Origin of the sequence: Litorisediminicola beolgyonensis (genome assembly GCF_042679605.1) — a bacterium.
GTDB lineage: Bacteria > Pseudomonadota > Alphaproteobacteria > Rhodobacterales > Rhodobacteraceae > Litorisediminicola > Litorisediminicola beolgyonensis.
In genome coordinates, this window is the sequence record NZ_JBHTMU010000005.1 from 1 (window position 1) to 25,560 (window position 25,560).

The 25,560-nt window shown below is 67.4% G+C and carries 24 protein-coding genes; 10 read left to right on the forward strand and 14 right to left on the reverse strand.

Annotation, left to right across the window (positions count from 1 at the left end):
- Window positions 1-60: 60 nt before the first annotated feature.
- The 3 genes from ffh to ACFQ4E_RS04020 all read right to left on the reverse strand — a co-directional run bounded on the left by ffh (window position 61) and on the right by ACFQ4E_RS04020 (window position 3,716).
- Window positions 61-1,575 carry a signal recognition particle protein gene (gene ffh / locus ACFQ4E_RS04010; RefSeq protein WP_386801640.1) on the reverse strand — a complete coding sequence of 505 codons (1,515 nt, stop codon included), beginning with the start codon at window positions 1,573-1,575 and terminating at the stop codon, window positions 61-63.
- A 246-nt stretch (window positions 1,576-1,821) separates the two neighbouring features.
- Window positions 1,822-2,565: a maleate cis-trans isomerase family protein gene (locus ACFQ4E_RS04015; protein WP_386801641.1), complete on the reverse strand. Its 744-nt coding sequence runs from the start codon at window positions 2,563-2,565 to the stop codon at window positions 1,822-1,824.
- The gene (locus tag ACFQ4E_RS04020; RefSeq protein ID WP_386801642.1) at window positions 2,562-3,716 is read right to left on the reverse strand and encodes a M24 family metallopeptidase; all 1,155 of its coding nucleotides are present in this window, start codon (window positions 3,714-3,716) and stop codon (window positions 2,562-2,564) included. The genes ACFQ4E_RS04015 and ACFQ4E_RS04020 overlap by 4 nt, the downstream gene beginning before the upstream one ends.
- Before the next feature lie 102 nt (window positions 3,717-3,818).
- Here ACFQ4E_RS04020 and ACFQ4E_RS04025 point away from each other — a divergent pair, with 102 nt between their 5' ends.
- On the forward strand, window positions 3,819-5,117 hold the full coding sequence (locus ACFQ4E_RS04025; protein ID WP_386801643.1) for a cytochrome-c peroxidase: 1,299 nt from the start codon (window positions 3,819-3,821) through the stop codon (window positions 5,115-5,117).
- Between the two features lie 21 nt (window positions 5,118-5,138).
- Here the strand turns inward: ACFQ4E_RS04025 and ACFQ4E_RS04030 are convergent, their stop codons facing one another.
- On the reverse strand, window positions 5,139-6,641 hold the full coding sequence (locus ACFQ4E_RS04030; protein WP_386801644.1) for a CRTAC1 family protein: 1,503 nt from the start codon (window positions 6,639-6,641) through the stop codon (window positions 5,139-5,141).
- Complete coding sequence (locus ACFQ4E_RS04035) at window positions 6,638-7,843, reverse strand: ROK family transcriptional regulator (RefSeq protein ID WP_386801646.1); 1,206 nt, start codon at window positions 7,841-7,843, stop codon at window positions 6,638-6,640. The genes ACFQ4E_RS04030 and ACFQ4E_RS04035 overlap by 4 nt, the downstream gene beginning before the upstream one ends.
- Window positions 7,844-8,145: 302 nt before the next feature.
- Here ACFQ4E_RS04035 and ACFQ4E_RS04040 point away from each other — a divergent pair, with 302 nt between their 5' ends.
- The 9 genes from ACFQ4E_RS04040 (at window position 8,146) to ACFQ4E_RS04080 (ending at window position 17,016) form a co-directional block, all read left to right on the forward strand.
- Window positions 8,146-9,180 carry a substrate-binding domain-containing protein gene (locus tag ACFQ4E_RS04040; RefSeq protein WP_386801647.1) on the forward strand — a complete coding sequence of 345 codons (1,035 nt, stop codon included), beginning with the start codon at window positions 8,146-8,148 and terminating at the stop codon, window positions 9,178-9,180.
- Window positions 9,181-9,369: 189 nt separating this feature from the next.
- Window positions 9,370-10,692: a sugar ABC transporter permease gene (locus ACFQ4E_RS04045; protein WP_386801649.1), complete on the forward strand. Its 1,323-nt coding sequence runs from the start codon at window positions 9,370-9,372 to the stop codon at window positions 10,690-10,692.
- 11 nt (window positions 10,693-10,703) lie between these two features.
- A complete protein-coding gene (locus ACFQ4E_RS04050; RefSeq protein ID WP_386801651.1) occupies window positions 10,704-11,468 on the forward strand; it encodes an ATP-binding cassette domain-containing protein in 765 nt (254 codons plus the stop codon).
- Window positions 11,465-12,904: a xylulokinase gene (gene xylB, locus ACFQ4E_RS04055; RefSeq protein ID WP_386801653.1), complete on the forward strand. Its 1,440-nt coding sequence runs from the start codon at window positions 11,465-11,467 to the stop codon at window positions 12,902-12,904. Before ACFQ4E_RS04050 ends, xylB begins: the two co-directional genes overlap by 4 nt.
- Complete coding sequence (xylA, locus tag ACFQ4E_RS04060) at window positions 12,901-14,202, forward strand: xylose isomerase (protein ID WP_386801654.1); 1,302 nt, start codon at window positions 12,901-12,903, stop codon at window positions 14,200-14,202. Before xylB ends, xylA begins: the two co-directional genes overlap by 4 nt.
- Window positions 14,203-14,429: 227 nt before the next feature.
- Entirely contained in the window at window positions 14,430-15,344 is a 915-nt protein-coding gene (locus tag ACFQ4E_RS04065) for a sulfite exporter TauE/SafE family protein (RefSeq protein ID WP_386801656.1), read from the forward strand.
- 1 nt (window position 15,345) lies between these two features.
- The gene (locus ACFQ4E_RS04070) at window positions 15,346-16,110 is read left to right on the forward strand and encodes a TIGR02186 family protein (RefSeq protein ID WP_386801658.1); all 765 of its coding nucleotides are present in this window, start codon (window positions 15,346-15,348) and stop codon (window positions 16,108-16,110) included.
- A complete protein-coding gene (locus ACFQ4E_RS04075) occupies window positions 16,110-16,547 on the forward strand; it encodes an acyl-CoA thioesterase (protein WP_386801660.1) in 438 nt (145 codons plus the stop codon). Before ACFQ4E_RS04070 ends, ACFQ4E_RS04075 begins: the two co-directional genes overlap by 1 nt.
- Before the next feature lie 67 nt (window positions 16,548-16,614).
- Window positions 16,615-17,016 (forward strand): hypothetical protein, encoded by a 402-nt coding sequence (locus ACFQ4E_RS04080; RefSeq protein ID WP_386801661.1) that lies wholly within the window; start codon window positions 16,615-16,617, stop codon window positions 17,014-17,016.
- Window positions 17,017-17,075: 59 nt separating this feature from the next.
- Here ACFQ4E_RS04080 and ACFQ4E_RS04085 read toward each other — a convergent pair whose 3' ends face one another.
- From ACFQ4E_RS04085 to rsmD, 9 genes are all read right to left on the reverse strand, one after another.
- Window positions 17,076-18,041: an ABC transporter permease gene (locus ACFQ4E_RS04085; RefSeq protein WP_386801662.1), complete on the reverse strand. Its 966-nt coding sequence runs from the start codon at window positions 18,039-18,041 to the stop codon at window positions 17,076-17,078.
- Window positions 18,041-19,129: an ABC transporter permease gene (locus ACFQ4E_RS04090; protein ID WP_386801663.1), complete on the reverse strand. Its 1,089-nt coding sequence runs from the start codon at window positions 19,127-19,129 to the stop codon at window positions 18,041-18,043. The genes ACFQ4E_RS04085 and ACFQ4E_RS04090 overlap by 1 nt, the downstream gene beginning before the upstream one ends.
- A 315-nt stretch (window positions 19,130-19,444) precedes the next feature.
- Complete coding sequence (locus ACFQ4E_RS04095) at window positions 19,445-20,995, reverse strand: ABC transporter ATP-binding protein (RefSeq protein ID WP_386801664.1); 1,551 nt, start codon at window positions 20,993-20,995, stop codon at window positions 19,445-19,447.
- A gap of 58 nt (window positions 20,996-21,053) precedes the next feature.
- A complete protein-coding gene (locus tag ACFQ4E_RS04100; RefSeq protein WP_386801665.1) occupies window positions 21,054-22,058 on the reverse strand; it encodes a BMP family lipoprotein in 1,005 nt (334 codons plus the stop codon).
- A gap of 147 nt (window positions 22,059-22,205) precedes the next feature.
- A complete protein-coding gene (locus tag ACFQ4E_RS04105; RefSeq protein ID WP_386801666.1) occupies window positions 22,206-22,631 on the reverse strand; it encodes a GNAT family N-acetyltransferase in 426 nt (141 codons plus the stop codon).
- Complete coding sequence (gene tsaB / locus ACFQ4E_RS04110) at window positions 22,621-23,313, reverse strand: tRNA (adenosine(37)-N6)-threonylcarbamoyltransferase complex dimerization subunit type 1 TsaB (protein ID WP_386801667.1); 693 nt, start codon at window positions 23,311-23,313, stop codon at window positions 22,621-22,623. The genes ACFQ4E_RS04105 and tsaB overlap by 11 nt, the downstream gene beginning before the upstream one ends.
- Window positions 23,300-23,869, reverse strand: coding sequence for a NifU family protein (locus ACFQ4E_RS04115; RefSeq protein WP_386801668.1), 570 nt, complete (start codon window positions 23,867-23,869; stop codon window positions 23,300-23,302). The genes tsaB and ACFQ4E_RS04115 overlap by 14 nt, the downstream gene beginning before the upstream one ends.
- 87 nt (window positions 23,870-23,956) lie before the next feature.
- Complete coding sequence (locus ACFQ4E_RS04120; RefSeq protein WP_386801669.1) at window positions 23,957-24,919, reverse strand: MBL fold metallo-hydrolase; 963 nt, start codon at window positions 24,917-24,919, stop codon at window positions 23,957-23,959.
- An 83-nt stretch (window positions 24,920-25,002) separates the two neighbouring features.
- The gene (gene rsmD / locus ACFQ4E_RS04125; RefSeq protein WP_386801670.1) at window positions 25,003-25,560 is read right to left on the reverse strand and encodes a 16S rRNA (guanine(966)-N(2))-methyltransferase RsmD; all 558 of its coding nucleotides are present in this window, start codon (window positions 25,558-25,560) and stop codon (window positions 25,003-25,005) included.

The window sequence follows — 25,560 nt, forward strand, 5'->3', positions numbered from 1 at the left end:
CGCTCCGCGGCGCGGGACGCGCCGGGGAGAATCGCGGGATATGCGCGCGCGGCCGTCATGTCACTTCTTCTTGCCGAAGCCCGACAGGCCCGGGGGCAGGGCGCCGCCGCCACCGAGGCCGGGCATGCCGCCCATGCCGCCGGGCAGGCGGTTGCCCATGGCCTTGGCGGCCGCCTCGATCTGCTTCGGATCCATGTTCTGCAGGTCTTCGGGGTTCGGGCCGCCCTTGCCGAACATGCCCTTCATGGCCTGTTTCAGCATGCCGCCTTTGCCCATCTTGCCGAGCTTCTTCATCATGTCGCCCATCTGGCGCTGCATCTTGAGAAGCTTGTTCAGCTCGGAGACCTCCATGCCCGCACCGGCGGCGATGCGCTTCTTGCGGCTGGCCTGGAGGATTTGCGGGTTGGCGCGCTCTTTCTTGGTCATCGAGTTGATCAGCGCGATCTGCTGGCGCAGGAGCCGGTCGTCGATGCCCGAGCCTTCCATCTGCTTGGCCATCTTCTGGGCGCCGGGCATCATCGACATCATGCCTTCCATGCCGCCCATCTTGAGCATCTGCTCGAGCTGCATGCGCAGGTCGTTCATGTTGAACTGACCCTTCTGGAAGCGCTTCATCATGCGCTCGGCCTGCTCGGCCTCGAGCGTGGCCTGGGCCTTTTCCACGAGCGCGACGATGTCGCCCATGCCGAGGATGCGGCCCGCGACGCGGTCAGGCTCGAAGGTCTCGAGCGCGTCCATCTTCTCGCCCAGGCCGACGAACTTGATCGGCTTGCCGGTCACCGCGCGCATCGAAAGCGCCGCGCCGCCGCGGCCGTCGCCGTCCATCCGTGTCAGCACCACGCCGGTGATGCCGATCCGGTCGTCGAAATTCTGCGCGGTGTTGACCGCGTCCTGGCCGGTCAGGCCGTCAACGACCAGAAGCGTCTCGCGCGGGTTGGCGACATCGCGCACAGCCTCGACCTGGGCCATCAGCTCTTCGTCGATCGAGAGCCGTCCGGCGGTGTCGAGCATGTAGACATCGTAGCCGCCGAGGCTCGCCTGGGTCTTGGCGCGCCTGGCGATGGTGACGGGGTCCTCGCCCTTGACGATGGGCAGGGTGTCGACACCGATCTGGGTGCCGAGGATCTGCAGCTGCTCCATGGCCGCGGGACGGTTCACGTCGAGCGAGGCCATCAGGACCTTCTTGTTCTGCCGTTCCTTCAGCCGCTTGGCGAGCTTGGCGGTGGTGGTGGTCTTGCCGCCGCCCTGCAGGCCGACCATCAGGATCGGCGCGGGCGCGTTGTCGATCCGGAGCGCGCCCGGATCGCCTTCGCCGGCCAGCACCTGGATCAGCTCGTCATGCACGATCTTGACGACCTGCTGGCCCGGGGTCACCGATTTGGTCACCGCCGCGCCGGTCGCCTTCTTCTCGACCGCCTTGACGAAATCGCGCGCCACCGGCAGCGAGACGTCGGCTTCGAGCAGCGCCACGCGCACTTCGCGGAGCGCGGTCTTGACGTCCTCTTCGGACAGCGCGCCCTGCTTGGTCAGCCGGTCGAAGACGCCGCCCAGGCGTTCTGAGAGATTTTCAAACATGGCCCCTGGCCTCCTGTCGCGTAGTCTCGGGTCTCTGCGCCGAAAGGTAGGCGCGGGCGGGTCTTTGGTGAACCCCGATGGACCAAACGACGAGCGCCCCCGTGGGCGCAACGCGCTGACGGAGGGCGATCCCGGGCATGGCCCATGGGACCGGAAGCGGTATCACTTCCGGAAACGTGCGTGGCTGGTACGCCGGGAGATGCGGTGAGTCAACCCTTGGCCGGGATGCGCGCGGCTGCGGGCCCGTCAGGCGCGGAAGATCTGTCCCGGGGCGCCGGGCGGCGGCGTGAGGCCCGAAAGGCGGATCATGTGCCAGGCGAGGACCGGGTTCGAGGCCAGGACCGGCAGGCCGAGCGTGGCCTCGAGGCCGCCGATCAGGTTCAGCGTTCGGAGATTGGTGCAGGAGAGAAACAGCGCGTCGATTCCGCCGCGCTCCGCGAGCGCGAGGGCGGCCTCGGCGATGGAGGCCTCGGAGATGCGGACGACGCGGGCTTCGTCGGCGGTCTCGAAGCTGCCGAAGACCGGCGTGGCGATGCCCTCGGCGGCGAGCCGGTCGCGCAGGCGCTGGGAGACCTCGGCGATATAGGGTGACAGGAGCCCCAGCCGCGTCACGCCCAGGCTGCGGCAGGCGGCGACCAGCGCGGTGAACGGATCGGTCACGGCAGCGGCGCCGGTCACGCCATGCAGCTGGCGCGCGACCTCGCTCGGGCCGATCTCGGCGGCGCCGGAGGTGCAGCCATAGCCCAGAGCGGAAAGCCGCGCCGCCTGGGGCAGGAGCCGCGCGGCGTCGGCGAGGTGGTGCTTCATCGCGCCAAGGCTGTCGGGCGTGACCTCTTCGCCCGAGGGGATGCGGGTGACCAGAAGCTCGGCCTCTGGCGGCAGGAGGCGGCGGAACTCCATCTCGATGGTCTCGTCGGTCTGCAGGACGACGAGGCCGAGTTGGGCCGGGCGGTCCTCGGTCAGGGTGAAGGGCAGGGCGGTGTCGCTCATGGCAGCACTCGGATTTGGGGCGGGGCGGGGGTGGAGAGCCACTCGGCGCCATGCTCGCGAATGACGATGTTCTCTTCATGGACCAGAAGGCGCTCCGGTCCGGTGAAAAGCGAGGGCTCCAGCGTCAGCACCATGCCGGGTTCGAGCACGGTGTGATCGTCGGGGACGAGGGAAGGCGGTTCGGTCAGCTGCATCCCGAGCCCATGTCCGAAGCGGCCCGCGGCCTCGGCGCCGTCCTTGTCGTCGAGCGCGCGCGCCATCGCGTGGAAGAGATCGGCGGCGGTGGCGCCGGGGCGGGCGGCGTCGAAGCCTGCATAGGTGGCCGCGATCAGGCGTCCATGGGCACGGGCGACCCGGGGATCGGGAGTGCCGAGGCAGACATTGCGGTCGAAATCGCAGAAATAGCCGTCGCGCATCAGCCCGGTGTCGAGCATCACCACGTCGCCGGTTTCGAGCGGCGTGTCACTCGCGGGCGAAATGACGTCGGAATAGCCGTCGCGCCCGGCGCCGCCCGCCAAGTACGGCACCCAGTCGGCGCCTTCCTCGAGGCAGAGTATCTGGAAGCGGCGGAAGGCCTGCGCCAGTGTCACGCCGGGGGCGAGGATCTCGGGCAGGCGGGCGAAGGCGCGGTCGGCGATGCCGCAGGAGGCGCGGATGCGCGCGATCTCGGCTGCGGATTTGACCATGCGCAGATCGCGGAGGAGCCCCTCGTCATCGACGAACGCGGTACCGGGCAGCCGGTCCTGTAGCGCCCGCCAGTCCCGGAGCGGCATCCGCAGATGCGTCTCCATCGCCATCGGCACGCCGATGCGCGGACCCGTCTCGACAAGCGCGTCGGCCAGAAGCGACACGCCATCGTCGCGGTAGTCCGGCGCGCTCCAGGTGCGGATATCGGTGATCCAGCTCTGCGCCATGAGCGGCGCGCCGATCGAGGGGATCACCGCAACCGGGTCGCCGCTTGCCGGGACGATCAGAAACCAGGGCCGCGTGGGGCTTTCCCAGAAGCGCGTCAGGAACCCGGTGAGATAGCGGATCTGCGGCTCGGTGGTCAGGAAGAGCGCATCGAGCCCCTGCGCGCGCATCCGCGTCTGGGCGCGCGCGACGCGGGCCTGGAATTCGGCGCTCTCGAAAGCGGTTTTGGGTGAGTCCATGCCCCACAGGCTGAACCTCTCGGCCTTTTCGATCAATCGTGAATGCGGCGGCTTGACCTGCCGGGTCGGATCGGATGAGTGATTTCTTCAAGGAGGAGACCGATGATCCGACGTGGACTGGCGATGATCGCGGCAGGGCTGGCGCTTGCGGGCGGCGGGCCTGTGCCGCTCGATCCGGAAGATTTCATGGCTGTCGCTCCGGCGGAGGCCGAGCTGGGCCAGCTTCTGTTCTACGATGCCGTCCTGTCGGGCAATCGCAACATCTCCTGCGCCACCTGCCACCATCCGCGCTTCGCGACCTCCGACGGCGTGTCGCTCGGTCTCGGCGAGGGCGGCACGGGGCTCGGTCCGGACCGGGTCGGGCTGGCCGAAAACATGCCCGAGCAGCGCATTCCGCGGAACAGTCCGGCGCTTTTCAACATGGGCCATCGCGGCGTCACCGTCCTGTTCCACGACGGACGGATCGAGGTCGATCCCTCGCGGCCTTCCGGTCTGCGCACGCCGATGGAAGAGGAGATGGTCGCGGGCTTCACCTCGCTTCTCTCGGCGCAGACGATGTTTCCGGTGCTCTCGGGCGACGAGATGGCCGGGCATTACGGCGAGAACGAGGTCGCGCGGGCGGTGCGCATGGGGCGGATCACCGGCGAGGACGGCGCCTGGGACCTGATCTCGCGCCGGGTCGCCGACCTGCCCGCCTATGCCGAGCGCTTCGCGGCGGTGTACCCCGAGATCGCCGCCGGGCGGCCTATCGGCTTCACCGATATTTCCAACGCCATCGCCGGTTTCGTCGCCTGGGAATGGCGCTCGGAGGACAGTCTCTTTGACCGGAGCCTGCGCGGCGAGGCGGAGCTGCCCGCGCTGGCCGCTGTCGGGCGCGATCTCTTTTTCGGCGAGGCGGGCTGCGCCGCGTGCCATTCCGGCGCGCTTCTGAGCGACATGCAGTTTCACGCGACGGGCGAGGCACAGATCGGTCCGGGCAAGGCCGAGCGATTCGAGAATCACCAGCGCGATCTGGGGCGGGGGCGCGTTACGGGGCGAGATGCGGACATGTATCGCTTCCGCACGCCGATGCTGCGCAACGTCACCCGCACCGGTCCCTGGGGACATGCGGGGGCGGTCGATGATCTGCGCGCCTATCTCGCGGCGCATGCCGCGCGGGTGAGCGACGCGCCGCGTCCGCGCTTGCCGGAGTTTGCGCCGTCGAAGCCGGATTTCGCGATCTGGGAGAGCGCCGAGGACCGCGACGCCATCGCCGCGGCTGCCGAGCCGGGGCGGGCGCTCAGCGAGGCCGAGCTCGGTGCGCTCATGGCCTTTCTCGACACGCTGAGCGACGAGGTCGCGCTGGAGGGGCGGCTCAGGATCCCCGAGAGCGTGCCCTCGGGTCTGCCGGTGGATCGCTGAGGCGACACCCGGGCGGTCAGGTCACCGAGGCGGGGTCAGGCGAACGATGCGGTCGACTCTGTCGATGTCATGCGTGCTCTCCCCGCCATCGGGCCAGCGCACGGTGATCGTCGCCTGCGTGGCCGCGCCGAGGCCTATATGGAGGGGCAGGGACTGACCTCCGGCATGGCCGCCGCCGACGGTGACCTCGCGGGTCTGCGTGCCGCTCTCGGTCGCAACCTCGACCCACGCGCCGACGGCATGGGTGTTCGACCCCGGCATCCGCAGCTTGAGCCCCAGCCAATGACCGGTGCCGGGCGTCTCGTTCTGCCAGATTTCCATCGGCGCGCGCCGGTTGACCACGACCAGATCGAGCCGCCCGTCACCATCGAGATCAGCCAGCCCCGCACCGCGCGCCCGCGCGGTCGAGGCCACGCCCGCCGTGATGGAGGTCTCGCGGAAGGTGCCGTCTTCGTTCTGCATCAAGAGGTTGTTCGGATCGGCCATCGCGTTCGAGGGCATCTGGTCGACATTGCCCTTGGCGATGAAGAGATCGAGCCGGGCGTCGTTGTCGATATCGCCGAACTCCGCGTGCCAGCCGGTGGCGGGGCGGCCATCGTCCCCGATATGCGGGCGCTGGGCGTAGGTCCCGATGCTGTAGGGCGCGTTCTCGAACCGGTCGCCGCGGTTGATCTGGAGGAGTTGGTCGCCCATCGAGGTCAGCATCACCTCGGGCAGCCCGTCGCCGGTCAGATCGGCGCTGGCGATGCCCATGCCCCAGAGCGACACGTGCTCCCAGTCGGGGACCGGTTCGAGCGGGTCGAGCCGCCACATCTCCTCGTAGCCGCCGGAGACATAGTAGTGACGGTCGTTCGAGATCCGAAGCTCGGGTGCGCCGGAGCGCCGCCAGTCGGTGATGAGCATGGACAGGCTGCAATACCCGGGCGCGATGATCTCGGGCGCGGCGTAGCGGGCCATGTCGGGGCGATAAAGCCGGTGGGTGTCGCAGGCACCGAACGGGCCTTCGGGATCGGCACGGTCGACATAATTGCCGAAGACCAGCGTCGGCGCGTCCTGCTCCGGCTCCCAGGTCGCGGTGAAGGCGGTGGTCCAGAGGTCCTCCGAGACCAGCCCCCAGCGTTCGGTCGCATCCTCGAAGCTGCAATCGCCCAGCCCGCGCCAGAGCCGGTTCGGCCCCACGCGCAGGATCGCCAGGTCGAGCGCGCCGTCGCCGTCTATGTCGAGAGGGTAGGCGCCGGTGACGCCGGTCAGCGCGTCGGCCTCTCCACGACCGAAGCGGATCGGGGCGCCGGGGGCCTCGGTTCGATTGACGAAAAGCGCCGCGGGGGTCTCTCCGCCCGCCGCGAAGAGGTCGGGGAGCGTGTCGCCGTTGCAGTCGAAGATCGCGACACCGCCGCCGACGAAATGCTCCCATCCGCCATCATAGACATGCGGAGCGGGCAGGCCGTCGGCGCGGTCGGTGAAGACCGGGTCGGCCGCCGCGGGAGCGGCGAGAATCGCGGCGCTCAGGGCCAGCCGGATCATTCCGCCGCCTCGCTCCCGCAGAGCTCGAGCCTGCGCTCGGAGGCATAGGAGAGCGCCAGCGCCGCCGCGCCGTGCGCCCAGAGAAGATCGCCCCAGGCATGCACCTCGACCGGCGGAACGGGACGTTCGGTCCTGAGAACCAGACCGTCGAGTTCCGAGAGGGTCTTGTCCGAATAGAGGTAATCGTAGCGCATCCGCTCGCCCGACAGGATCACGAGCGAAGGGTCGAAGACGTTGATCACATTGGCCAATCCGAGCGCGAGGTAGCGTCCGGCACGGTGAAAGATCGAGCGTGCCGCGATATTTCCGGCCTTGGCGTGGTCGAAGAGGCTCTCGAGCATCAGCGCCATCGAGAGGCGGTTGGTCTCGTCCCATTTGAGCGCGGTGGCGGCTTCGCGGGCGAGGGCGTAGTCGGCGACATAGGCCTCGAGACAGCCGCGCTGACCACAGCGGCAGAGCGCGCCGTCGAGCTGCACCTTGGTATGGCCGAGCTCGGTGCCGAGCCCGCGCGCGCCGCGGAACAGGCGATGGTTCAGCACGAGCCCCATGCCGACGCCGTGCTCGATGGTGATCACCGCGAAATCGGCGCGCCCGCGCCCCTTGCCGAACCAGAGCTCCGCGAGGGTCACGAGGTTGGCGTCGTTGTCGATGACGACCGGAACGCCCAGAGCCGTGCGTGCGGCGGAGGCGAGGTCGACGGGGCTGTCCTGGAGAATCGGGCTCCAATGGACCTGGCCGGTCTCATGCTCGACGAAGCCCGGCACACCGATGCCCACCGCGGCGAAATCCGAGATTCGCAGGCCCGCATCGGCCGCGACGGCTTCGAGGACGGAGCGGCAGCGGTCGAGAAGCGCTGCGAGCGGCACGGCGCCGGGGCGCGCGGGTTCGCTGCCCGAGGCGATGACGGTACCGGCGAAATCGGTGATGACGGCCGAACAATCGCGATCCGCAAGCTTGACGCCCGCAGTATAGAGAGACGGCCCGCGCACGCCGAGCGCCACCCGGGGCCGTCCGCGGGCGCTGTCGGGGCGGGGGGTGGCGACCTCTTCCAGGAGCCCCTCGGCTATCAGATCGGAGGACAGGGTGGTGACGGTGGCGGGGCTGATTCCCAAGGCTCTCGCCGTCTCTGTGCGCGACAGGCGACCTGCAGCGCGGACGCGTTCGAAGATCTGCTGGCGCAGCGGGCGGGCGGCGTCCGTCATCGGTGCAATGAGCGGGCCAACGCCACGACGGCGGGCCGCAACCTCTGCGGAGATACGCGCTTCACGCCGATTCTTTCTTTCGAGCGTCGAAATAATAGATCCTCCCCACGGTTACTCGACGGCAGTTTTCGTTTCTGCGTTGCGGCAACATGCTGCAAATCAAGGATGAGACCGCTCCTCAGGTAACCTCCCCGACTATTCACCTGAAAATTTTTTTTGACAACCGAAAATAATATCTTCATGCTTTCCGTCACCGGCATAGTGCCGACGTGGCCTTCGGGCTGCGCCAAAGGGAGGATACCATGAAGAGACGTTCGCTTCTCGCAGCCGCGTTTGCGGCCACGAGCCTGACTGCCATGCCCGTTCTTGCACAGGACGGCCCGACCGTCGGCGTGAGCTGGTCGAACTTCCAGGAAGAGCGCTGGAAAACTGACGAAGCCGCCATCAAGGAGGCTCTCGAAGCCGCTGGCGCCAGCTACATCTCCGCCGACGCACAGCTGTCGGCTGCAAAGCAGCTCACCGATATCGAAGCGCTGATCGCACAGGGTGCTGACGCCCTGATCATTCTCGCCGTCGACAAGGACGCCATCGGCCCGGCCGTGGATGCCGCCGCCGCCGAGGATATCCCCGTCGTGGGTTATGACCGCCTGATCGAAGACGAGCGCGCGTTCTACCTGACCTTCGACAACAAGGGTGTCGGCCGCATCATCGCCGAGACCGTCAACGCGGCTCAGCCCGAGGGCAACTACGCCATCATCAAGGGCGACCCGGGCGATCCCAACGCGCTCTTCCTTCTGGAAGGCATGATGGAAGTGCTTCAGCCGAAGATCGACGCGGGCGAAGTGACCATCGTCGGCGAGGCCTTCACCGATGGCTGGAAGCCCGAGAACGCGCAGCGGAACATGGAGCAGATCCTGACCGCCGCGAACAACGAGGTGGACGCGGTCCTGGCCGAGAACGACGGCATGGCCGGTGGCGCGATCGCCGCGCTCTCCGCGCAGGGTCTCGACGTTCCGGTCGGCGGCCAGGACGGCGACCTCGCCGCTCTGAACCGCGTCGCACGCGGCAACCAGACCGTGTCGGTGTGGAAGAACTCGCGTGACCTCGGCAAGCGCGCCGCGGAAATCGCGCTCGAGATGGCCGACGGCACCGCGGGTGCGGATGTCAGCGGTGCGGAGAAGTGGTCCGGCGGCGAGAATGGCGTCGAGATGAACGCCATCTTCCTCGACCCGACCCCGATCACCCAGGACAACCTGAACCTGGTGATCGATGCCGGTCACATCTCGAAAGAGCAAGCCTGTGAAGGCGCGCAGGACAGCGTCGCTGCCTGCCAGTAAGGCCTAGAGCCTGACGGCGCGGGCCGGTTTCCGGCCCGCGCCAGCCAACGGTCCCGAGGAGGGGAGGGACCGAACTCAGACCAAAACGCCAGACGCGATCTGTCCGGATGGACGGCCCTCTGCACGGAGCTTCGAATGGCGCCGCTGCACGATAGCGCCTTTGGCACGAGTCAGCTCGGGAACGGAGTCATGACGGATACTGCAACGACGACCGCCAGCGGTCAGAAAAAAGCAACCAACCCGGCGGCCCGCTTCCTGCAGGCTACCGAAATCGACACACGGCTGATCGGCATGGTCGGCGCGCTGGCGCTGATCTGGATCGGCTTCCATGTCTACGGCGCGCTGGTCAACGGCTTCGGCGCCTTCCTCACACCGCGGAACCTCTGGAACCTGTCGGTTCAGACCGCGTCGGTGGGGATCATGGCCTGCGGCATGGTGCTGGTGATCATCACCCGCCATATCGACCTCTCGGTCGGCTCGCTCCTGGGCTTCTGCGCCATCATGATGGGCGTGGTCCAGGTCCAGGTCCTGCCGCAGATCTTCGGTCTCGGCCATCCGATGATCTGGATCATCGCGGCCGTCTCCGGCATGGCGCTCGGCACCGCCGTCGGTGTCTTCCACGGCTTTCTCATCGCCTATCTCGGCATCCCGGCCTTCATCGTGACGCTCGGCGGCCTTCTGGTCTGGCGCGGCGTCGGCTTCCTCGTCACCCGCGGCGAGACCATCTCGCCGCTCGACGAGACCTTCTCGCTCCTGGGCGGCGGACCGTTCGGCGCGATCGGCGCGACGGGGAGCTGGATTCTCGGCCTGATCGGATGCGCGGTCGTGATCGGCCTCGTGGTCAATTCGCGCCGCCAGCGCGTCCGCTTCGAGTTCCCGCTGAAGCCCATGTGGGCGGACACGTTCATCGCGGTCGTCGGCTGTGTCGCGGTGATCGGTGCGGTCCTTCTGGTCAACGCCTATGCCTGGCCGCGCGGCATCGTCCGTCGCTACGCCGAGGAGAACGGCATCACCGTTCCCGAGGGCGGGCTCTTCATCAGCCACGGCTTCGCCATCCCGGTCCTGATCCTGCTCGCCGTCGGTCTCATCATGACCTTCGTGATGAACAAGACCCGGTTCGGTCGCGCGGTTTACGCCATTGGCGGCAACCCCGAGGCCGCGTCGCTCGCGGGCATCAACACCAAGTGGATGACGGTCAAGATCTTCGGCCTCATGGGCTTTCTGACGGGCCTGTCCGCGGTCGTCGCCTCGGCGCGTCTCAACTCGGCCACCAACGCGCTGGGCGAGCTTGACGAGCTTTACGTCATCGCCGCGGCGGTGATCGGCGGCACCTCGCTTTCGGGCGGCGTGGGCACGATCTTCGGCGCTATCCTGGGCGCGCTCGTCATGCAGTCGCTGCAGACCGGCATGGTCCTGATCGGCTTCGACGCCGCCATGCAGCGGATCGTCGTGGGCTCGGTCCTCGTGCTCGCCGTCTGGCTCGACATCCTCTATCGCAACCGTTCGAAATAAGGAGTTCTGAGATGATTGACAGAACCGGAACCCCCCTCGTCGAAATGCGCGACATCTCGATCTCGTTCGGCGGCATCCAGGCCGTGGACAAGGTGTCGGTCGATCTCTTCCCCGGTGAAGTCGTGGGCCTTCTGGGCCACAACGGCGCCGGCAAGTCGACGCTGATCAAGTGCCTCTCGGGCGCCTACCAGCAGGACTCGGGCGAGGTCTTCGTAAATGGCGAGAAGGCCACCATCAACAACCCGCGCGACGCGCGCGACTACAATATCGAGACGATCTACCAGACGCTTGCGCTGGCGGACAATCTCGATGCCGCGTCGAACCTGTTCCTCGGCCGCGAGCTGACGACCGCGCTCGGCACGGTCGACCAGGCGCGGATGGAGGCCGAGACGCGCAAGGTGATGGGACGTCTGAACCCCAACTTCCGCAAGTTCTCGGCTCCGGTCTCGGCGCTTTCGGGCGGTCAGCGGCAATCGGTTGCGATTGCGCGGGCGGTCTATTTCAACGCCAAGATCCTGATCATGGACGAACCGACCGCCGCGCTCGGGCCGCAGGAGACCGAAATGGTCGCCCAGCTGATCGCCGAGCTGAAGAAGCAGGGCCTCGGGATCTTCCTGATCGACCACGACGTGCACCAGGTGAAACGTCTTTGCGACCGCGCAGCGGTCATGAAGAACGGCGAGCTGGTCGGTGTGGTCGATGTCGACGCGGTCTCGACCGACGACATCCTCGCGATGATCATCGCGGGCAAGAAGCCGGAGCATCTGGCAGCATGAGCTGGCTCGGCCTCGATCTCGGAACATCGGGGCTGAAAGGGCTCTTGATCGGCGAGGACCAGGAGGTTCTCGCCGAAGCCTCGGCTCCGCTCACCGTGCAACGTCCCGGTGAGAACATGTCCGAGCAAGCTCCTTCGGACTGGATCGCGGCGGCGGAAAGCGTGATGAGCGCGCTCGCCGCGACGCGATCCCTCGACGATGTGCGCGGCATCGGCCTCTCGGGCCATATGCATGGTGCCACGCTTCTCGATGCCGCGGACGAGGTTCTGCGGCCCTGCATTCTCTGGAACGACACCCGCTCGCATCTCGAAGCGGCCGAGATGGACGCGGACCCCGAGTGGCGCGCGGTCTCTGGCAATATCGTCTTTCCGGGCTTCACCGCGCCCAAGCTCGCCTGGGTGGCGCGGCACGAACCGCAGCTCTTCGAGCGGGTCGATTGCGTGCTTCTGCCCAAGGATTACCTGAGGCTCTGGCTGACCGGCGACCGCGTGGCCGAGATGTCGGATGCCGCCGGGACAGGATGGCTCGACACCGGCGCGCGGGACTGGTCCGACGCGCTTCTGGCCAAGACCGGCCTGTCGCGCGCCGCGATGCCGCGTCTCGTCGAGGGCTCCGATGTCTCCGGCATTCTGCGGCCGGCGCTCGCGCAGCGCTGGGGATTGCCCGAGGGTGTTCCGGTCGCGGGAGGCGGCGGAGACAACGCGGCCTCGGCGATCGGCATGGGCGTGATCAAGGCGGGTCAGGCCTTCGTGTCGCTCGGGACGTCCGGCGTGCTCTTCGCCGCCTCCGACGGCTATCGCCCCGCGCCGGAGACGGCGGTCCACAGCTTCTGCCACGCGCTGCCCGACACCTGGCACCAGATGGGCGTGATCCTTGCCGCCACGGACGCGCTGAACTGGTTCGCGCGGCTCGTGGGCTCGGATGCCGCGGCGCTGACCGGTGCTCTGGGGGACCTGAAGGCCCCGGGCAAGACGGTCTTCCTGCCCTATCTCGGCGGCGAGCGGACTCCGCATAACTCGGCGTCCCTGCGCGGTGTCTTCGCCGGGCTAGAGCACGCCACCGATACCGAGGCCGCCACCCGCGCGGTGCTCGAAGGTGTGGCCTTTGCGCTTTGCGACTGCCAGGCGGCGCTTGCGGCGACCGGCACCGAGATCACCCGCGCCACTGCCGTCGGCGGCGGCACACGCTCCGATTACTGGCTGAGCCTCATCGCGACGGCGATGGGCGTGCCGCTCGACCTGCCGGTGGCCGGCGATTTCGGAGCGGCGCTCGGAGCCGCGCGGCTCGGGGCCATTGCCGCGACCGGCGATGCGAGCCTCGCCGCCCCGCCGCCCGTCGCGCGCAGCATCGATCCCGACCCGAATCTTGGCGCGGCCTTTGCAGAAGGTCACGCCCGTTACCGCGAGACCGCGGCCAAATTCCTGGAGCATCCATGACCGACTTCTTCCGCGATATTCCCGAGATCACCTATGCCGGCCCCGATGCCGAGGGCGAGTTCGCGTTCCGCCATTACGATCCGTCAGAGATGGTCATGGGCAAGCGGCTCGAGGATCACCTGAGGTTCTCGGTGGCCTATTGGCACAGCTTCGCCTGGCCCGGCGGCGACCCCTTCGGCGGCCAGACCTTCGAGCGGCCCTGGTTCGGCGACACGATGGAGGCCGCCAAGCTCAAGGCCGATGTCGCCTTCGAGATGTTCCGCATCCTGGGCCAGCCCTTCTACTGCTTCCACGATTACGATGTCCGACCCGAGGGCGACAATTTCGCGGAAAGCGCGGCGCGGCTGGACGAGATCGGCGATTACCTCGGCGAGAAGATGCAGGCGACCGGAACACGGCTGCTCTGGGGGACGGCCAACATGTTCTCCAGCCGCCGCTGGATGTCGGGTGCCGCCACGAACCCCGACCCGGAAGTCTTTGCCTATGCGGCCGCCAGCGTGAAGGCCTGCATGGATGTCACCCATCGCCTGAGCGGTGAGAACTACGTGCTCTGGGGCGGTCGCGAGGGCTACGAGACGCTGCTCAACACCGATCTCGGCCGCGAGCGCGCGCATGCCGGGCGCTTCCTGCAGATGGTCGTCGACTACAAGCACAAGATCGGTTTCCAGGGCGCGATCCTGATCGAGCCCAAGCCGCAGGAGCCGACTAAGCACCAGTATGATTACGATGTCGCCACGGTCTACGGCTTCCTCAAGGAGTTCGGCCTCGAGGGCGAGGTGAAGATGAATATCGAGCAGGGCCACGCGATCCTCGCGGGCCACAGCTTCGAGCACGAGCTGGCGATGGCGCGCGAGCTGGGGATCTTCGGTTCGATCGACATGAACCGCAACGACTACCAGTCCGGCTGGGACACCGACCAATTCCCGAACACCGTGCCCGAGGTCGCGCTCGCCTATTACGAGGTGCTCAAGGCCGGAGGCTTCACCACCGGCGGCACGAATTTCGACGCGAAACTCCGGCGCCAGTCGCTCGATCCCGAGGACCTGATCCTCGCCCATGTCGGCGGGATGGATGTCTGTGCTCGGGGCCTCAAGGCCGCGGCGGCGATGCTGGAGGACGGCACGCTCGAAGCCATGCGCTCGGAGCGCTACGCAGGCTGGGACGCGCCCGCAGCGCAGAAGATGCTGGACGGCTCTCTTGAAGCCGCGGCGGCGCGGGTCGGGGACGAGGGGCTTGATCCGAAGCCTCGGTCCGGTCGCCAGGAGCGGCTGGAAAACATCGTCAACCGCTTCGTCTGATTGCGGCCCGGAGCCCGGTGCGCTCTTTGCGCGCGCACCGGGTCGATCGGCGCGGCGTGACGCTCGGAGCTGCGGTCTGTCGCGGGTCGGCACATCGCCTGGCCGACCGTTCCGGCCCGCTCCGGCAGCGCCGCCTTCGACGGCAGCGCCCGAGATCGCCTGAGGCTTCGGACCCTCCAAGCCCGCGTGCGGATTGCAAAACTCCGCGCGCTTTGCGCAAATAAGCCATGCAGCTCTACCTGCCCATCGCCGAGGTCTCGGTGAACCTGTTTCTGCTCCTCGGATTGGGCACGCTCGTCGGCGTGCTCTCGGGCATGTTCGGCGTCGGCGGCGGGTTCCTGATCACCCCGCTTCTGTTCTTCATGGGCATCCCGCCCGCTGTCGCGGTGGCGACCGGCGCCAACCAGATCGTGGCCTCCTCGGTCTCGGCCGTGCTCGCGCATCTCAGGCGAAAGACCGTGGACCTGAAAATGGGCACGGTGCTGCTTGTCGGGGGCCTGATCGGGTCAGGCTTCGGGGTCTGGCTTTTCAATTGGCTGAAGGGGCTGGGGCAGGTCGATCTGCTCGTGAACCTCTGCTACGTCGTCTTCCTCGGGATCATCGGCGGGCTGATGCTGGTCGAGAGCCTCCGCGCGATCTTCCGGTCCCGCAAGGGCGGCCCGCCCAAGCGCCGCAGCCATGTCTGGGTGCACGGGCTACCGTTCAAGATGCGGTTCCGCGCCTCGGGGCTCTATATCTCGGCGATCCCGCCGCTCATGGTCGGCGCGGCGGTCGGCGTTCTGGCCGCGGTGATGGGGGTCGGAGGCGGTTTCATCATGGTTCCGGCGATGATCTACCTTCTCGGCATGCCGACCAAGGTCGTCGTCGGCACCTCGCTCTTCCAGATCATCTTCGTGACCGGCTTCACCACGCTTCTCCACGCGACGACGAGCATGACGGTCGACGTGGTGCTGGCGCTGGCGCTGATCCTCGGCGGGGTAATCGGCGCGCAGTTCGGCGCGATGATCGGGTCCAAGCTCAAGGCCGAGCAGTTGCGCATCCTGCTGGCGCTTCTGGTTCTGGGCGTCTGCCTGAAGCTGGCCTTCGATCTGGTGCTGCCGCCGGACGAGCTTTTCGTGATCACCAGCGCGGGGAGCCCGTGACATGGTGCGCCTGCTCATCGTCCTGATGCTGACGGTCCTGTCGCTCCCGGCGCGCGCGCAGGAGACGGTGGTCCTGGGGCTGAGCCAGGACGAGGTCTCGATCTCCACCGATTTCGACGGCTCCGAGATCCTGATCTACGGGGCGGTCAAGCGCGAGACCGCGATCCCCGAGGGCGCGCCGCTCGAAGTGGTCGCGACCATCGCCGGGCCGTTCGTGCCGCTGACCGTCTACCGCAAGGAGCGCCGGTTCGGCATCTGGGTGAATGCCGACGCGGTCGAGGTCGATCTCGCGCCGTCTTTCTACGCGGTGCTGTCCTCGGGACCGCTCGACGAGGTCCTGAGCGCGGTCGAGGATCTGCGGCATCGCATCTCGATCCCGCGCGCGATCCGGTCGGTCGGCGCGCCCATGCAGGTCGAGAACGCGCAGGCGTTCACCGACGCGGTCATCCGGATCCGCGAGCGCGACGGGCTTTACCAGGTGAACGAAGGCGTGGTGGACGTGCGGGAAGAGACGCTCTTTTCCAGCCGCGTCCGGCTGCCCGCGAACCTGACCGAGGGCGAATACACGGCGCGGATTTTCCTCGTGCGCGGCGGGGCGGTCGTCGGCCAGATCGAAACCGGGATCGACGTGCGCAAGGTCGGTCTCGAGCGCTGGCTCTACAATCTCTCGCGCGATAACTCGCTAATCTACGGCCTGATGGCACTCGCCCTCGCGCTGGCGGCGGGCTACGGCGCGTCGACCGCCTTCCGGCTTCTGAGGTCCTGATGGCAAGACAGCCCGCACCCACGCGCGACGCGTTCGCCGATTTCGTCCCCATCCAGACCCGCTGGCCGGACAATGACGAATACGGGCACATGAACAATGCCGCGTATTTCGCGCTCTTCGACACGGCGATCTCGCTCTGGCAGCTCGAAAACGGCATAGAGATCCGGGGCCCGGAGCCGGTGCGCTTCGTCGTGGTCGAAAACGGCTGCACCTATTTCCGCGAGGTCGGGTTCCCGGATCGCCTGGAGGCGGGTCTGCGGATTCCGAAGATCGGGACCAGCTCCTACCGCATCGAGGTGGCGTTGTTCCGCGAGGGCGAGGAACAGGCGGCGGCTCTGGGGTTCTTCATCAACGTGCTGACCGATATGGGCGCGCGGCCCTTGCCGATCTCGGACGCGCTGCGCGAGAAACTTCACAGGCTCGCGCGGGAAGAGTAGCCTTCTGCCGTGCAGTCAGGCCCGTCTCAGGTCTGGTCTGGCGCGCTTTTTCACGCAGGAGATTTTCATGAAACGAGCACTCGCCGCGGTGGCGGCACTTGCGCTGACCAGCGCCGCCTGGGCGCAGGAGCGCACCGAGGTTCAGTTCGCCAAGGGCAATTTCGGCACCATGATCGAGGGCAGCATCGAGGGCGACGCCTATCACGATTACCTTCTGGGGGCTCGGGGCGGCCAGGAGCTTTTCGTCGAGTTGGACGTGACCGACAGCACCGGGAGCGGGACGGTCTATTTCAACATCCTGCCGCCGGGCAGCGACGGGGTCGCGATCTATAACGGCTCGATGGACGGAACGTCGTTCACGCAGCCCTTGCCCGAGGATGGGGTCTACACGATCCGCGTCTACCAGATGGGCAACGACAAGGATGCGGGCAAGACCAGCGCGTTCCGGATGGACCTGTCGATCCAGTAGGCTCTGAATAAGGACTGGCCCGCCCGCCGCCCGGGATATCCGGGCGACGGCATCAGGCGTCAGCGTTCCTTGACGTAGGGCTCGCCCCCGGCGCGCGGCGGGATCGCCTTGCCGACGAAGCCCGCGAGGATCACGACCGTCAGGATGTAGGGCAGGGCGTCCATCACCTGCACCGGGATCGTGATCCCTCCGAGATCGATGTTCTGATAACGCAACGCCACCGCTTGCAGGAGGCCGAAGAGCGTGCAGGCGCCGAGCGCGTGCCAGGGTCGCCATTTCGCGAAGATCAGAGCGGCGAGCGCGATGTAGCCGCGTCCGGCGGTCATCTCGCGCACGAACCCCGCCTGGAGGCCGGTGGCGAGGTAACTTCCCGCCAGACCGCAGAGCAGCCCGCAGATCGCCACGGCGGCAAAGCGGAGGCCGATGACCGAGACACCGGCGGTGTCGACCGCCTCGGGGGCTTCGCCAACGGCGCGCAGCCGCAGGCCGAACCGGGTGCGGAAGAGCACCCACCACGTGACCGGAACCATCAGAAGCGCGGTGTAGACGAGGATCGAGTGGCCGGAGATCAGCTCGGCATAGATGGGGCCGAGGATCGGCACCGGTCGCAGCGTCTCGGCGAAGGGCAGGGTGATGTCGGGCCAGCGTCCGGCGCCGATCAAGGACGGCGTCCGGCCGCCTTGGCCGAACCAGTCCTGTGCGACGAGCACGGTCAGACCCGAGGCCAGGAAGTTGATCGCGACCCCGGAGATGAGCTGGTTGCCGCGAAAGGTGATCGAGGCGAGCCCGTGGATCGCCGAGAGCGCCAGCGAGGCCGCGATACCCGCGAGGAGGCCGAGCCAGACCGATCCGGTCACCGCGGCGATCGCGGCGGAGAAGAAGGCCGCGGCCAGCATCTTGCCCTCGAGACCGATGTCGAAGATGCCCGCGCGTTCCGAGAAGAGACCCGCGAGACAGGCCAGGAGCAGCGGCGTCGCGAGGCGGATGGTCGAGTCGAGCACCTGGAGGAGGGTGAGGAAATCCATCACGCGGCCCTCCGTCGCGAGAAGAGCCGCTCGAGCGGCATCCGGACCATGTTGTCGAGCGCGCCGGTGAAGAGGATCACCAGCGCTTGGATCACCACGATCAGCTCGCGCGGGATATTGGTCCAGAGCGCCAGCTCGGCGCCGCCCTGGTAGAGAAACCCGAAGAGGATCGCGGCGAGAAACACGCCGAAGGGATGGTTGCGGCCCATGAGCGCCACGGCGATGCCGATGAAGCCCGCGCCCTCGGTGGCGTTGAGCACCAAGCGCTCGGCCTCGCCCATCGTGGTGTTGACCGACATCAGCCCCGCGAGCCCGCCCGAGATCAGCATGGCGACGACGATGATGCGGGTCGGCGAAATGCCCGCGTAGCGCGCGGCGCTTTCGGAATGGCCCTGCGCGCGGATCTCGTAGCCGAGCCGGGTGCGCCAGATCAGCACCCAGACCGCGACGCAGGCGATGAGCGCCAGGAAGAAGGTCACGTTGGCGGGCGCGCCCCGGAAGAGCGGGTTGTCGGCGGTGGCGAACATGTCCTGGAAGGTCGGCAGATGGGTCGCGGGCGGGAACACCTCGGTCGCGGGGTCCATCTGGCCCGCGGGTCTCAGGAGGTTGACGAGCACGTAGTTCAGAAGCGCCGCGGCGATGAAGTTGAACATGATCGTGGTGATCACGATGTGGCTGCCGCGCTTGGCCTGCAGATAGGCCGGGATCAGCGCCCAGAGCGCGCCGAAGGCGGCCGCGCCGATGCAGGCCGCGACAAGCGCCAGGCTCCAATGCGGCCAGGGCAGGTAGAGACAGACCAGTGCCACGCCGAGGCCACCCACCGTGGCCTGTCCCTCGCCGCCGATATTGAAGAGGCGGGCGTGGAAGGCGACGGCGACCGCGAGGCCGGTGAAGATGAAATTCGTCGCGTAATAGAGCGTGTAGCCCCAGCCGGTCGAGCGCATGAGCGCGCCGTCGACCATCAGGCGGAAGGCCTCGATCGGGTTTTCGCCGATGGCAAGGATCACGCCCGCCGACAGGATCGCGGCGAGCAAGAGCGAGATCAGCGGCACGAGGATCGCGTCGGCCCAGGCAGGCATCTTATCCATTCATAATATTTCCGGACTACTCGGAAAGCGAATTAAGCAGGAGCTCAAGTTTTTTTTCCTCCAGAATTCCAGTGAGATAATAAAGCTCGCTGAGCGAAAGGGTCACAGTTCCATTGAATTCGCCAGAGGTTCGAATTTCACCAATCTTAATATTCACAGTGACTTGACCGTCTGCCTCAAGCTTCACGTTTCGCGGTTGGATCCTCTCATCAGTCAGTTTGTGAGTGTTTCCAGTGTTTCGATGTCTTGGAGTCATTGTGATTTTCACGATACCTACCTCTGCATCAATTAGGCCAAAGGAGCCGAGATATTCCTTCAAATTGCTAGCGCAACTTTGGGATCGTCGGTGATCCCGGCCATCATCAGGCCAAGCTCGCGCTGGTCCGTCGCGTCGGGGTCGCGGATGCCCATGATCCGACCGTCGAACATCACCGCGATCCGGTCCGAGAGCGCGAAGATCTCGTCGAGCTCGACCGAGACTAGGAGGATCGCCTTGCCCTGGTCGCGCAGGCGGATGATCTCTTGGTGGATGAACTCGATCGCGCCGATATCGACGCCGCGTGTCGGCTGGCCGATCAGGAGGACGTCGGGGTTCCGCTCGATCTCGCGGGCGAGGACGATCTTCTGCTGGTTGCCGCCCGAGAAGTTCTTGGCGGCGAGATTGGGGTTCGGCGGGCGCACGTCGAAGCGCTCGATCTTGCCCGCCGCGTCTGCCCGGATCGCGGCCTGGTCCATGATCAGGCCCTTCTGCCAGGCCGGGTCGCGGTGATAGCCGAAGACGCTGTTTTCCCAGGCCGTGCAGGGCATGATCAGGCCTTCATGCTGGCGGTCTTCGGGGACGTGGCCGATGCCCGCCGCACGCCGGGCGCGCCCGTCCGAGCCCGCACCGCTCAGCGGCAAGGTCGCGCCCCTGAGCGTCACGGTGCCCTCGGCCTCGGCACAGCCACCCAGAACCTGAAGAAGCTCGGACTGCCCGTTTCCGGCGACACCCGCGATGCCCAGAACTTCGCCCGCGCGCAGATCGAGCGAGATGCCGCGCAGCCGCTCGACGCCCTTCTCGTCCACGTGGCGCAGGTTTTCGATCTTCAGGAGCGTCTCGCCGACCTGCGCCGGGGCCTTGTCGACGCGCAGGAGCACCTTGCGCCCGACCATCAGCTCGGCCAGCTCCTGCGGCGAGGTCTCGGCGGTCTTGACCGTGGCGGTCATCTCGCCGCGCCGCATCACGCTGACGGTGTCGGTGATCTCCATGATCTCGCGCAGCTTGTGGGTGATCAGGATGATCGTCTTCCCCTCGGCACGCAGGTTGTCGAGAATCCGGAACAGGTGATCGGCCTCGGCGGGCGTCAGGACGCCGGTGGGTTCGTCGAGGATCAGGATATCGGCCTGCCGGTAGAGCGCCTTGAGGATCTCGACCCGCTGCTGGTGGCCGACCGAGAGGGTCTCGACCAGTGCGTCGGGATCGACGGCAAGCTCGTATTCCTCGGCAAGGCTCTTCAGCGCCGCGCGCGCCTTGGCGAGCGAGGGGCGCAACAGCCGACCGTCCTCGGCGCCGAGGATGACATTCTCGAGGACGGTGAAATTCTGCACCAGCTTGAAGTGCTGGAAGACCATGCCGATGCCCGCGGCGATGGCGGCCTGGCTATCGGGGATCTCGGTCTTGCGACCGCCCACGAAGATCTCGCCGGCATCGGCCCTGTAGAAGCCGTAGAGGATCGACATCAGCGTCGACTTGCCCGCGCCGTTCTCGCCGATGATGCCGTGGATGGTGCCGGGCATCACGCGAATGGAGATGTCCTTGTTGGCCTGCACCGGGCCGAAGGCCTTGGAGATGCCCTTCAGTTCGATGGCCGGGGCGGTGTCGGTCATGAAGGCTCCCGAAGGCGAGAAAAAGGCCGGGGCCACAGAAGCCCCGGCCGGGATCGGATCAGAACGTCAGCGCCGGGCAGCTGTCGTCGGAGGTGTAGTCATGCACGTCGATATCGCCCGCGATGATCGAGGCTTTGGCCTCTTCGACCGCGGTCTCCATCTCGTCCGAGACGAGGTCGGCATTGTTGTCGTCGAGCGCATAGCCCACGCCGTTGCCCGAGAGGTCGAGCGCGAAGACGCCGGTCTCGAGGTCGGCACCTGCCGCCATCGACTCCTCGACCGCGACATCGACGCGCTTGAGCATCGAGGTCAGGACCTTGCCGGGGTGCAGGTAGTTCTGGTTGCTGTCGACGCCGATGGAGAGGATGTCCTCGTCCGCCGCGGTCTGCAGCACGCCGAGACCGGTGCCGCCCGCCGCGGCGAAGACGACGTCCGAGCCCTGGCTGATCTGCGCCTTGGTCAGCTCCGAGCCCTTCACCGGGTCGTTCCACGCGGCCGGGGTGGTGCCGGTCATGTTGGCGATGATGGTGATGTCAGGGTTCACCGCCTTGGCGCCCTGCGCATAGCCGCAGGCGAACTTGCGGATGAGCGGGATGTCCATGCCGCCGACGAAGGAGATCGTGCCGGATTCAGAGGCCATCGCCGCCAGCATGCCCACGAGGTAGGAGCCCTGGTGCTCGGCGAAGAGGATCGACTTCACGTTCGGATGCTCGGCCGGATCGACATAGCCGTCGATGGTCACGAACTTGGTGTCGGGGTAGTCGGCGGCGACGTTTGCGATCGGCGTCGACATCGAGAAGCCGGTGGTGATCACGGGGTTGAAGCCCGCCTCGGCAAAGCGGCGCAGCGCCTGCTCGCGCTGGGCTTCGGACTGAAGCTCGATGTCCTTGAAGCTGCCGCCGGTCTCGTCGGCCCAGCGCTGGGCGCCGTTATACGCGGCTTCGTTGAAGGATTTGTCGAACTTGCCGCCAAGATCGTAGATCAGCGCCGGATCGGCCAGCGCGGCGCCCGCAGACAGGGCCAGCGCGGCGACGGTGCCGCAGAATGCTTTGGTCAGGGTCATAAATAGGCTCCCAGGTGTTGGCAGGCGCGGGCGGTTCAAGGACAGGCCCGCGCGGATTGGATCGCAGAGGATCGCGTGAATTTAGGACCGAGCCCGGCGACAGGGTCAACCGGTTTTTCCCGCTCGCGGGCGCGCTTTGGCGCAACGTCAGGCCGACTGCCCGTCCAACCGTCGCTGCAGCACGACCGCGTCGACATGGCTGCCATCCGCGCGGCGGTAATAGCCCTTGCGCGTGGCGATGGGCGCGTAGCCATGCGCGACGTAGAGCCCGCGCGCCGGCGCGTTGTCGTGGGCCACGTCGAGAAACACGCGCGCGACCCCGTCTGAGGTCGCCTCTTCGTGGAAGGCGGTCAGCAGCGCCGAGGCCTCGCCGCGGCGCGCAGAGGCCGGGTCGGTGGCGAGCGCCAGGATCTCGGCCTCGTCCGCGACGATCTGAACGAGGAGCGCGGCGCAGTCGCTGGCGTAAAGGCGCGAGGTCGGGAGCGACAGCGTCTCGGCCAACTGGCTGGCCGTCCACGGGGTCTGGTGGCGGTAGGCCCGCGCCAAGAGCGCCGCAAGCGCGTCAGGCGTCATCGAGGATGACCGGCGGCGGGTCGGAAGCGGGGGCCGCGTCGGCGGGGCGGATATAGAGCGGGGCAGGCCGCTCGGGGCGCTCGCCTGCCAGAAGCCGGACCTCGGCCAAGCGCGCGAGAGTCTCGCTCGGGTCGGTGAGGACGGCGTCCCGTGCAGCGGTGTCGAGCGCGCGCGCGATCTGCTGCGCCTCGTAGCCGAGGACCGCGCTGCCCTCGGGCAGGGACAGATCGCGCGGCGGATCGGACGGGTCGATCAGCAGGGGCGCGCCGGAGGGCACTGCGTTTTCGAAAAGCTGAACGTAGGCGCGCGCCCGCGGGCCGGGAAGGCTGACCAGTTGCGGCGCCGGGTCGGTCCGCAATTCCATCCCGCGCAGCGCCTCGAACCCGCTGATCCCGAAGACCGGGCAGCCGAGCGCCAGGCCAAGCCCGCGTGCCGCCGAGACCGAGATGCGGATGCCGGTGAAGTTGCCCGGGCCGATCCCGACCGCGATCGCGGCGAGCTCGCCGAAGCCCAGACCCTCCCCGGTCATCATCTCTTCGATCATCGGCATCAGGCGTTCGGCCTGACCGCGCCCCATCTCTTCGAAGCGCGACGCCAGAAGGCGGCCTCCGCACAGCAAAGCGGCCGCGCAATGCGCGGCCGATGTGTCGAAGCTCAGAAGGATGGGGTCAGAGGACGCCAACCGGACGCACCTCGGTCACTTCGGGGATGTAGTGGCGAAGCAGGTTCTCGATGCCCATCTTGAGCGTCAGGGTCGAGGACGGGCAGCCCGCGCAGGCGCCCTGCATGTGCAGGTAGACGACGCCGCGCTCGAAACCGTGGAAGGTGATGTCGCCCCCGTCCTGCGCCACGGCCGGACGCACGCGGGTGTCGAGAAGCTCCTTGATCTGGCCCACGACCTCGGCATCCTCGCCGCTATGGTCGGCATGGCCCGAACCCGCCTGTTCAGCGCCGTCGGCCATGATCGGCTGGCCCGACTGGAAATGCTCCATGATCGCGCCGAGGATCGCCGGTTTGACGTGATCCCACTCGGTCGCCTCGGACTTGGTCACTGTGACGAAGTCGTTGCCGAAGAACACGCCGGTCACGCCGTCGACGGCGAAGAGCCGGGTGGCAAGCGGCGACGCGGACGCGCCCTCGGGCGAGGGGAAGTCGGCGGTGCCCATCTCCAGCACGGTCTGGCCGGGCAGGAACTTGAGCGTGGCCGGGTTCGGCGTCGATTCGGTCTGGATGAACATGGGACAGTCCCCCTTGGCGGATGAGCCCTCTATATGCCCATGCCACCGAAGAGGGTCAAGGATTGGAACGGTTCTAAACTGTTTGGATCACTGCCAGCGCCAGGTCGCCGGGACGAACGCGTAGGCCTCGCCCATGCGCATGACATGGCCGATCCCGGGGAAGGGGAAGTGGTAGCCCAGAACCGCCATCCGGTCGCTCGCCGCCATGTCGAGCAGCGATTGCCGCGTCGCGACGGTCTGGTCGGCATCCATGTCGAAGCCATTGACCCAGCCGGGATGGGCGAAATTCATGTAGGCATGGTTCAGCGCGTCTCCGGTCACCAGAAGCTGCTGGTCGCCGCTCTCGACGACGAGGCTCATGTGGCCGGGCGTGTGACCGGGCGTGTCGATGGCGCGGATCCCCGGAGCGAGCTCCGCCCCGTCGGAGACCAGCTGCCAGTCGGCACCTTCGACGGTGAGCGAGTTCTGCGCGCCGACGACCATCTGCTGCATCTCGGTCGGCATGGAGGCCGCAAGCCCGTCCTCGGTCCAGAAGGCGTGCTCCGCCGCGCCGACGATCTTGGCGGCACCGGGCAAGATGGCCTCGTCGAAATCGTCGCGAATGCCCCAGATATGATCGGGATGCGCGTGGGTGATGAAGAGATGCGTGAGGCTGTTCGGGTCGATCCCCGCCTCGTCGAGGCTGCGCATCAGGCGACCGGCGGTCGGCAGGAAGCGGCTGCCGGAGCCCGCATCGACCAGGAGCCGGGTCTCGCCCAGTTCGATCACGACGTGGTTCGTGTGCGCGTAATTGGTTTCGGGCGACAGGAAATAGCTGGTCAGGAAAGCGCGGACCTCCTCGGGGTCGGCGTTGATGCCGAGCCCGTCCGCGGGCAGTTCGAGGTGACCGTCGGTCAGAATGGTGATCCGGGCCTCGCCGAGCGTGAAGCGGACATGGCCGGGATTGGCCGCCTCGGGCGCGGCCAGATCGGCGCTGACGCGGGTCGCGGGCAGGCTCAGGGCGGGCATCGCGGCGGCGATCGTCAGAAGCTGGCGGCGGGTCGGGGTCATCGAGGGTCCTCCCAGATACATTCTTTTCGTTGAATGTAACTCTGGCACGGGCCGATGTGGGATGCCAGCGATTTGGTTGAGGCTCACTCGGCGCGCAGGACCGTCACATGGGTGTCGCCGTAGCGGCGGTGATCGAGTGCGGCGAAGCCCGCGGGCGCGTCCTGCGGCGCGTTTTCCTCCCAGACGATCAGGGCGTCCTTTGCGATCCAGCCGCCGCGTCTGGCCGAGGCCAGCGCGGCCGCGCCAAGCGCCTGTCCGTAGGGCGGGTCGAGAAAGACCAGCTGCGCGGGATCGGTCGCTGCGGGGAGGCGTGTCGCATCGACCGGCAGAAGGCGCGCTTCGTCCGCGCAGTCCAGAAGGCGGATGTTCTCGGCGATCAGGCGGCGGCCCGTCCGGCCCTGCTCGACGAAGGTCACCGCGCCAGCGCCGCGCGAGAGCGCCTCGAATCCCAGAGCGCCCGTGCCTGCGAAGAGATCGAGGACATGCGCGGCCTCGAGCGGGTCGCCGTAGCGGCCGCCTGCGAGAGCGTTGAAGAGCGCCTCGCGCACCCGGTCGGTCGTGGGGCGAAGGTGGTTCTTCGGGTCGCCCTTGCCGACCGCGGTCAGGGGGCGGCCCCGATACCGTCCCGCGACGATCCGCAT

What these genes read in the sequence shown, in the direction of transcription:
- ACFQ4E_RS04100 (WP_386801665.1), bottom strand. Translation starts at nt 22,058, where the DNA reads ATGACCCTGACCAAAGCATTCTGCGGCACCGTCGCCGCGCTGGCCCTG.
- ACFQ4E_RS04020 (WP_386801642.1), bottom strand. Translation starts at nt 3,716, where the DNA reads ATGGACTCACCCAAAACCGCTTTCGAGAGCGCCGAATTCCAGGCCCGC.
- ACFQ4E_RS04040 (WP_386801647.1), top strand. Translation starts at nt 8,146, where the DNA reads ATGAAGAGACGTTCGCTTCTCGCAGCCGCGTTTGCGGCCACGAGCCTG.
- ACFQ4E_RS04065 (WP_386801656.1), top strand. Translation starts at nt 14,430, where the DNA reads ATGCAGCTCTACCTGCCCATCGCCGAGGTCTCGGTGAACCTGTTTCTG.
- ACFQ4E_RS04070 (WP_386801658.1), top strand. Translation starts at nt 15,346, where the DNA reads ATGGTGCGCCTGCTCATCGTCCTGATGCTGACGGTCCTGTCGCTCCCG.
- ffh (WP_386801640.1), bottom strand. Translation starts at nt 1,575, where the DNA reads ATGTTTGAAAATCTCTCAGAACGCCTGGGCGGCGTCTTCGACCGGCTG.
- ACFQ4E_RS04045 (WP_386801649.1), top strand. Translation starts at nt 9,370, where the DNA reads ATGACGGATACTGCAACGACGACCGCCAGCGGTCAGAAAAAAGCAACC.
- ACFQ4E_RS04075 (WP_386801660.1), top strand. Translation starts at nt 16,110, where the DNA reads ATGGCAAGACAGCCCGCACCCACGCGCGACGCGTTCGCCGATTTCGTC.
- ACFQ4E_RS04085 (WP_386801662.1), bottom strand. Translation starts at nt 18,041, where the DNA reads ATGGATTTCCTCACCCTCCTCCAGGTGCTCGACTCGACCATCCGCCTC.
- ACFQ4E_RS04090 (WP_386801663.1), bottom strand. Translation starts at nt 19,129, where the DNA reads ATGGATAAGATGCCTGCCTGGGCCGACGCGATCCTCGTGCCGCTGATC.
- ACFQ4E_RS04025 (WP_386801643.1), top strand. Translation starts at nt 3,819, where the DNA reads ATGATCCGACGTGGACTGGCGATGATCGCGGCAGGGCTGGCGCTTGCG.
- ACFQ4E_RS04080 (WP_386801661.1), top strand. Translation starts at nt 16,615, where the DNA reads ATGAAACGAGCACTCGCCGCGGTGGCGGCACTTGCGCTGACCAGCGCC.
- xylA (WP_386801654.1), top strand. Translation starts at nt 12,901, where the DNA reads ATGACCGACTTCTTCCGCGATATTCCCGAGATCACCTATGCCGGCCCC.
- rsmD (WP_386801670.1), bottom strand. Translation starts at nt 25,560, where the DNA reads ATGCGGATCGTCGCGGGACGGTATCGGGGCCGCCCCCTGACCGCGGTC.
- ACFQ4E_RS04105 (WP_386801666.1), bottom strand. Translation starts at nt 22,631, where the DNA reads ATGACGCCTGACGCGCTTGCGGCGCTCTTGGCGCGGGCCTACCGCCAC.
- ACFQ4E_RS04050 (WP_386801651.1), top strand. Translation starts at nt 10,704, where the DNA reads ATGATTGACAGAACCGGAACCCCCCTCGTCGAAATGCGCGACATCTCG.
- ACFQ4E_RS04095 (WP_386801664.1), bottom strand. Translation starts at nt 20,995, where the DNA reads ATGACCGACACCGCCCCGGCCATCGAACTGAAGGGCATCTCCAAGGCC.
- ACFQ4E_RS04120 (WP_386801669.1), bottom strand. Translation starts at nt 24,919, where the DNA reads ATGACCCCGACCCGCCGCCAGCTTCTGACGATCGCCGCCGCGATGCCC.
- xylB (WP_386801653.1), top strand. Translation starts at nt 11,465, where the DNA reads ATGAGCTGGCTCGGCCTCGATCTCGGAACATCGGGGCTGAAAGGGCTC.
- ACFQ4E_RS04115 (WP_386801668.1), bottom strand. Translation starts at nt 23,869, where the DNA reads ATGTTCATCCAGACCGAATCGACGCCGAACCCGGCCACGCTCAAGTTC.
- ACFQ4E_RS04015 (WP_386801641.1), bottom strand. Translation starts at nt 2,565, where the DNA reads ATGAGCGACACCGCCCTGCCCTTCACCCTGACCGAGGACCGCCCGGCC.
- ACFQ4E_RS04030 (WP_386801644.1), bottom strand. Translation starts at nt 6,641, where the DNA reads ATGATCCGGCTGGCCCTGAGCGCCGCGATTCTCGCCGCTCCCGCGGCG.
- ACFQ4E_RS04035 (WP_386801646.1), bottom strand. Translation starts at nt 7,843, where the DNA reads ATGACGGACGCCGCCCGCCCGCTGCGCCAGCAGATCTTCGAACGCGTC.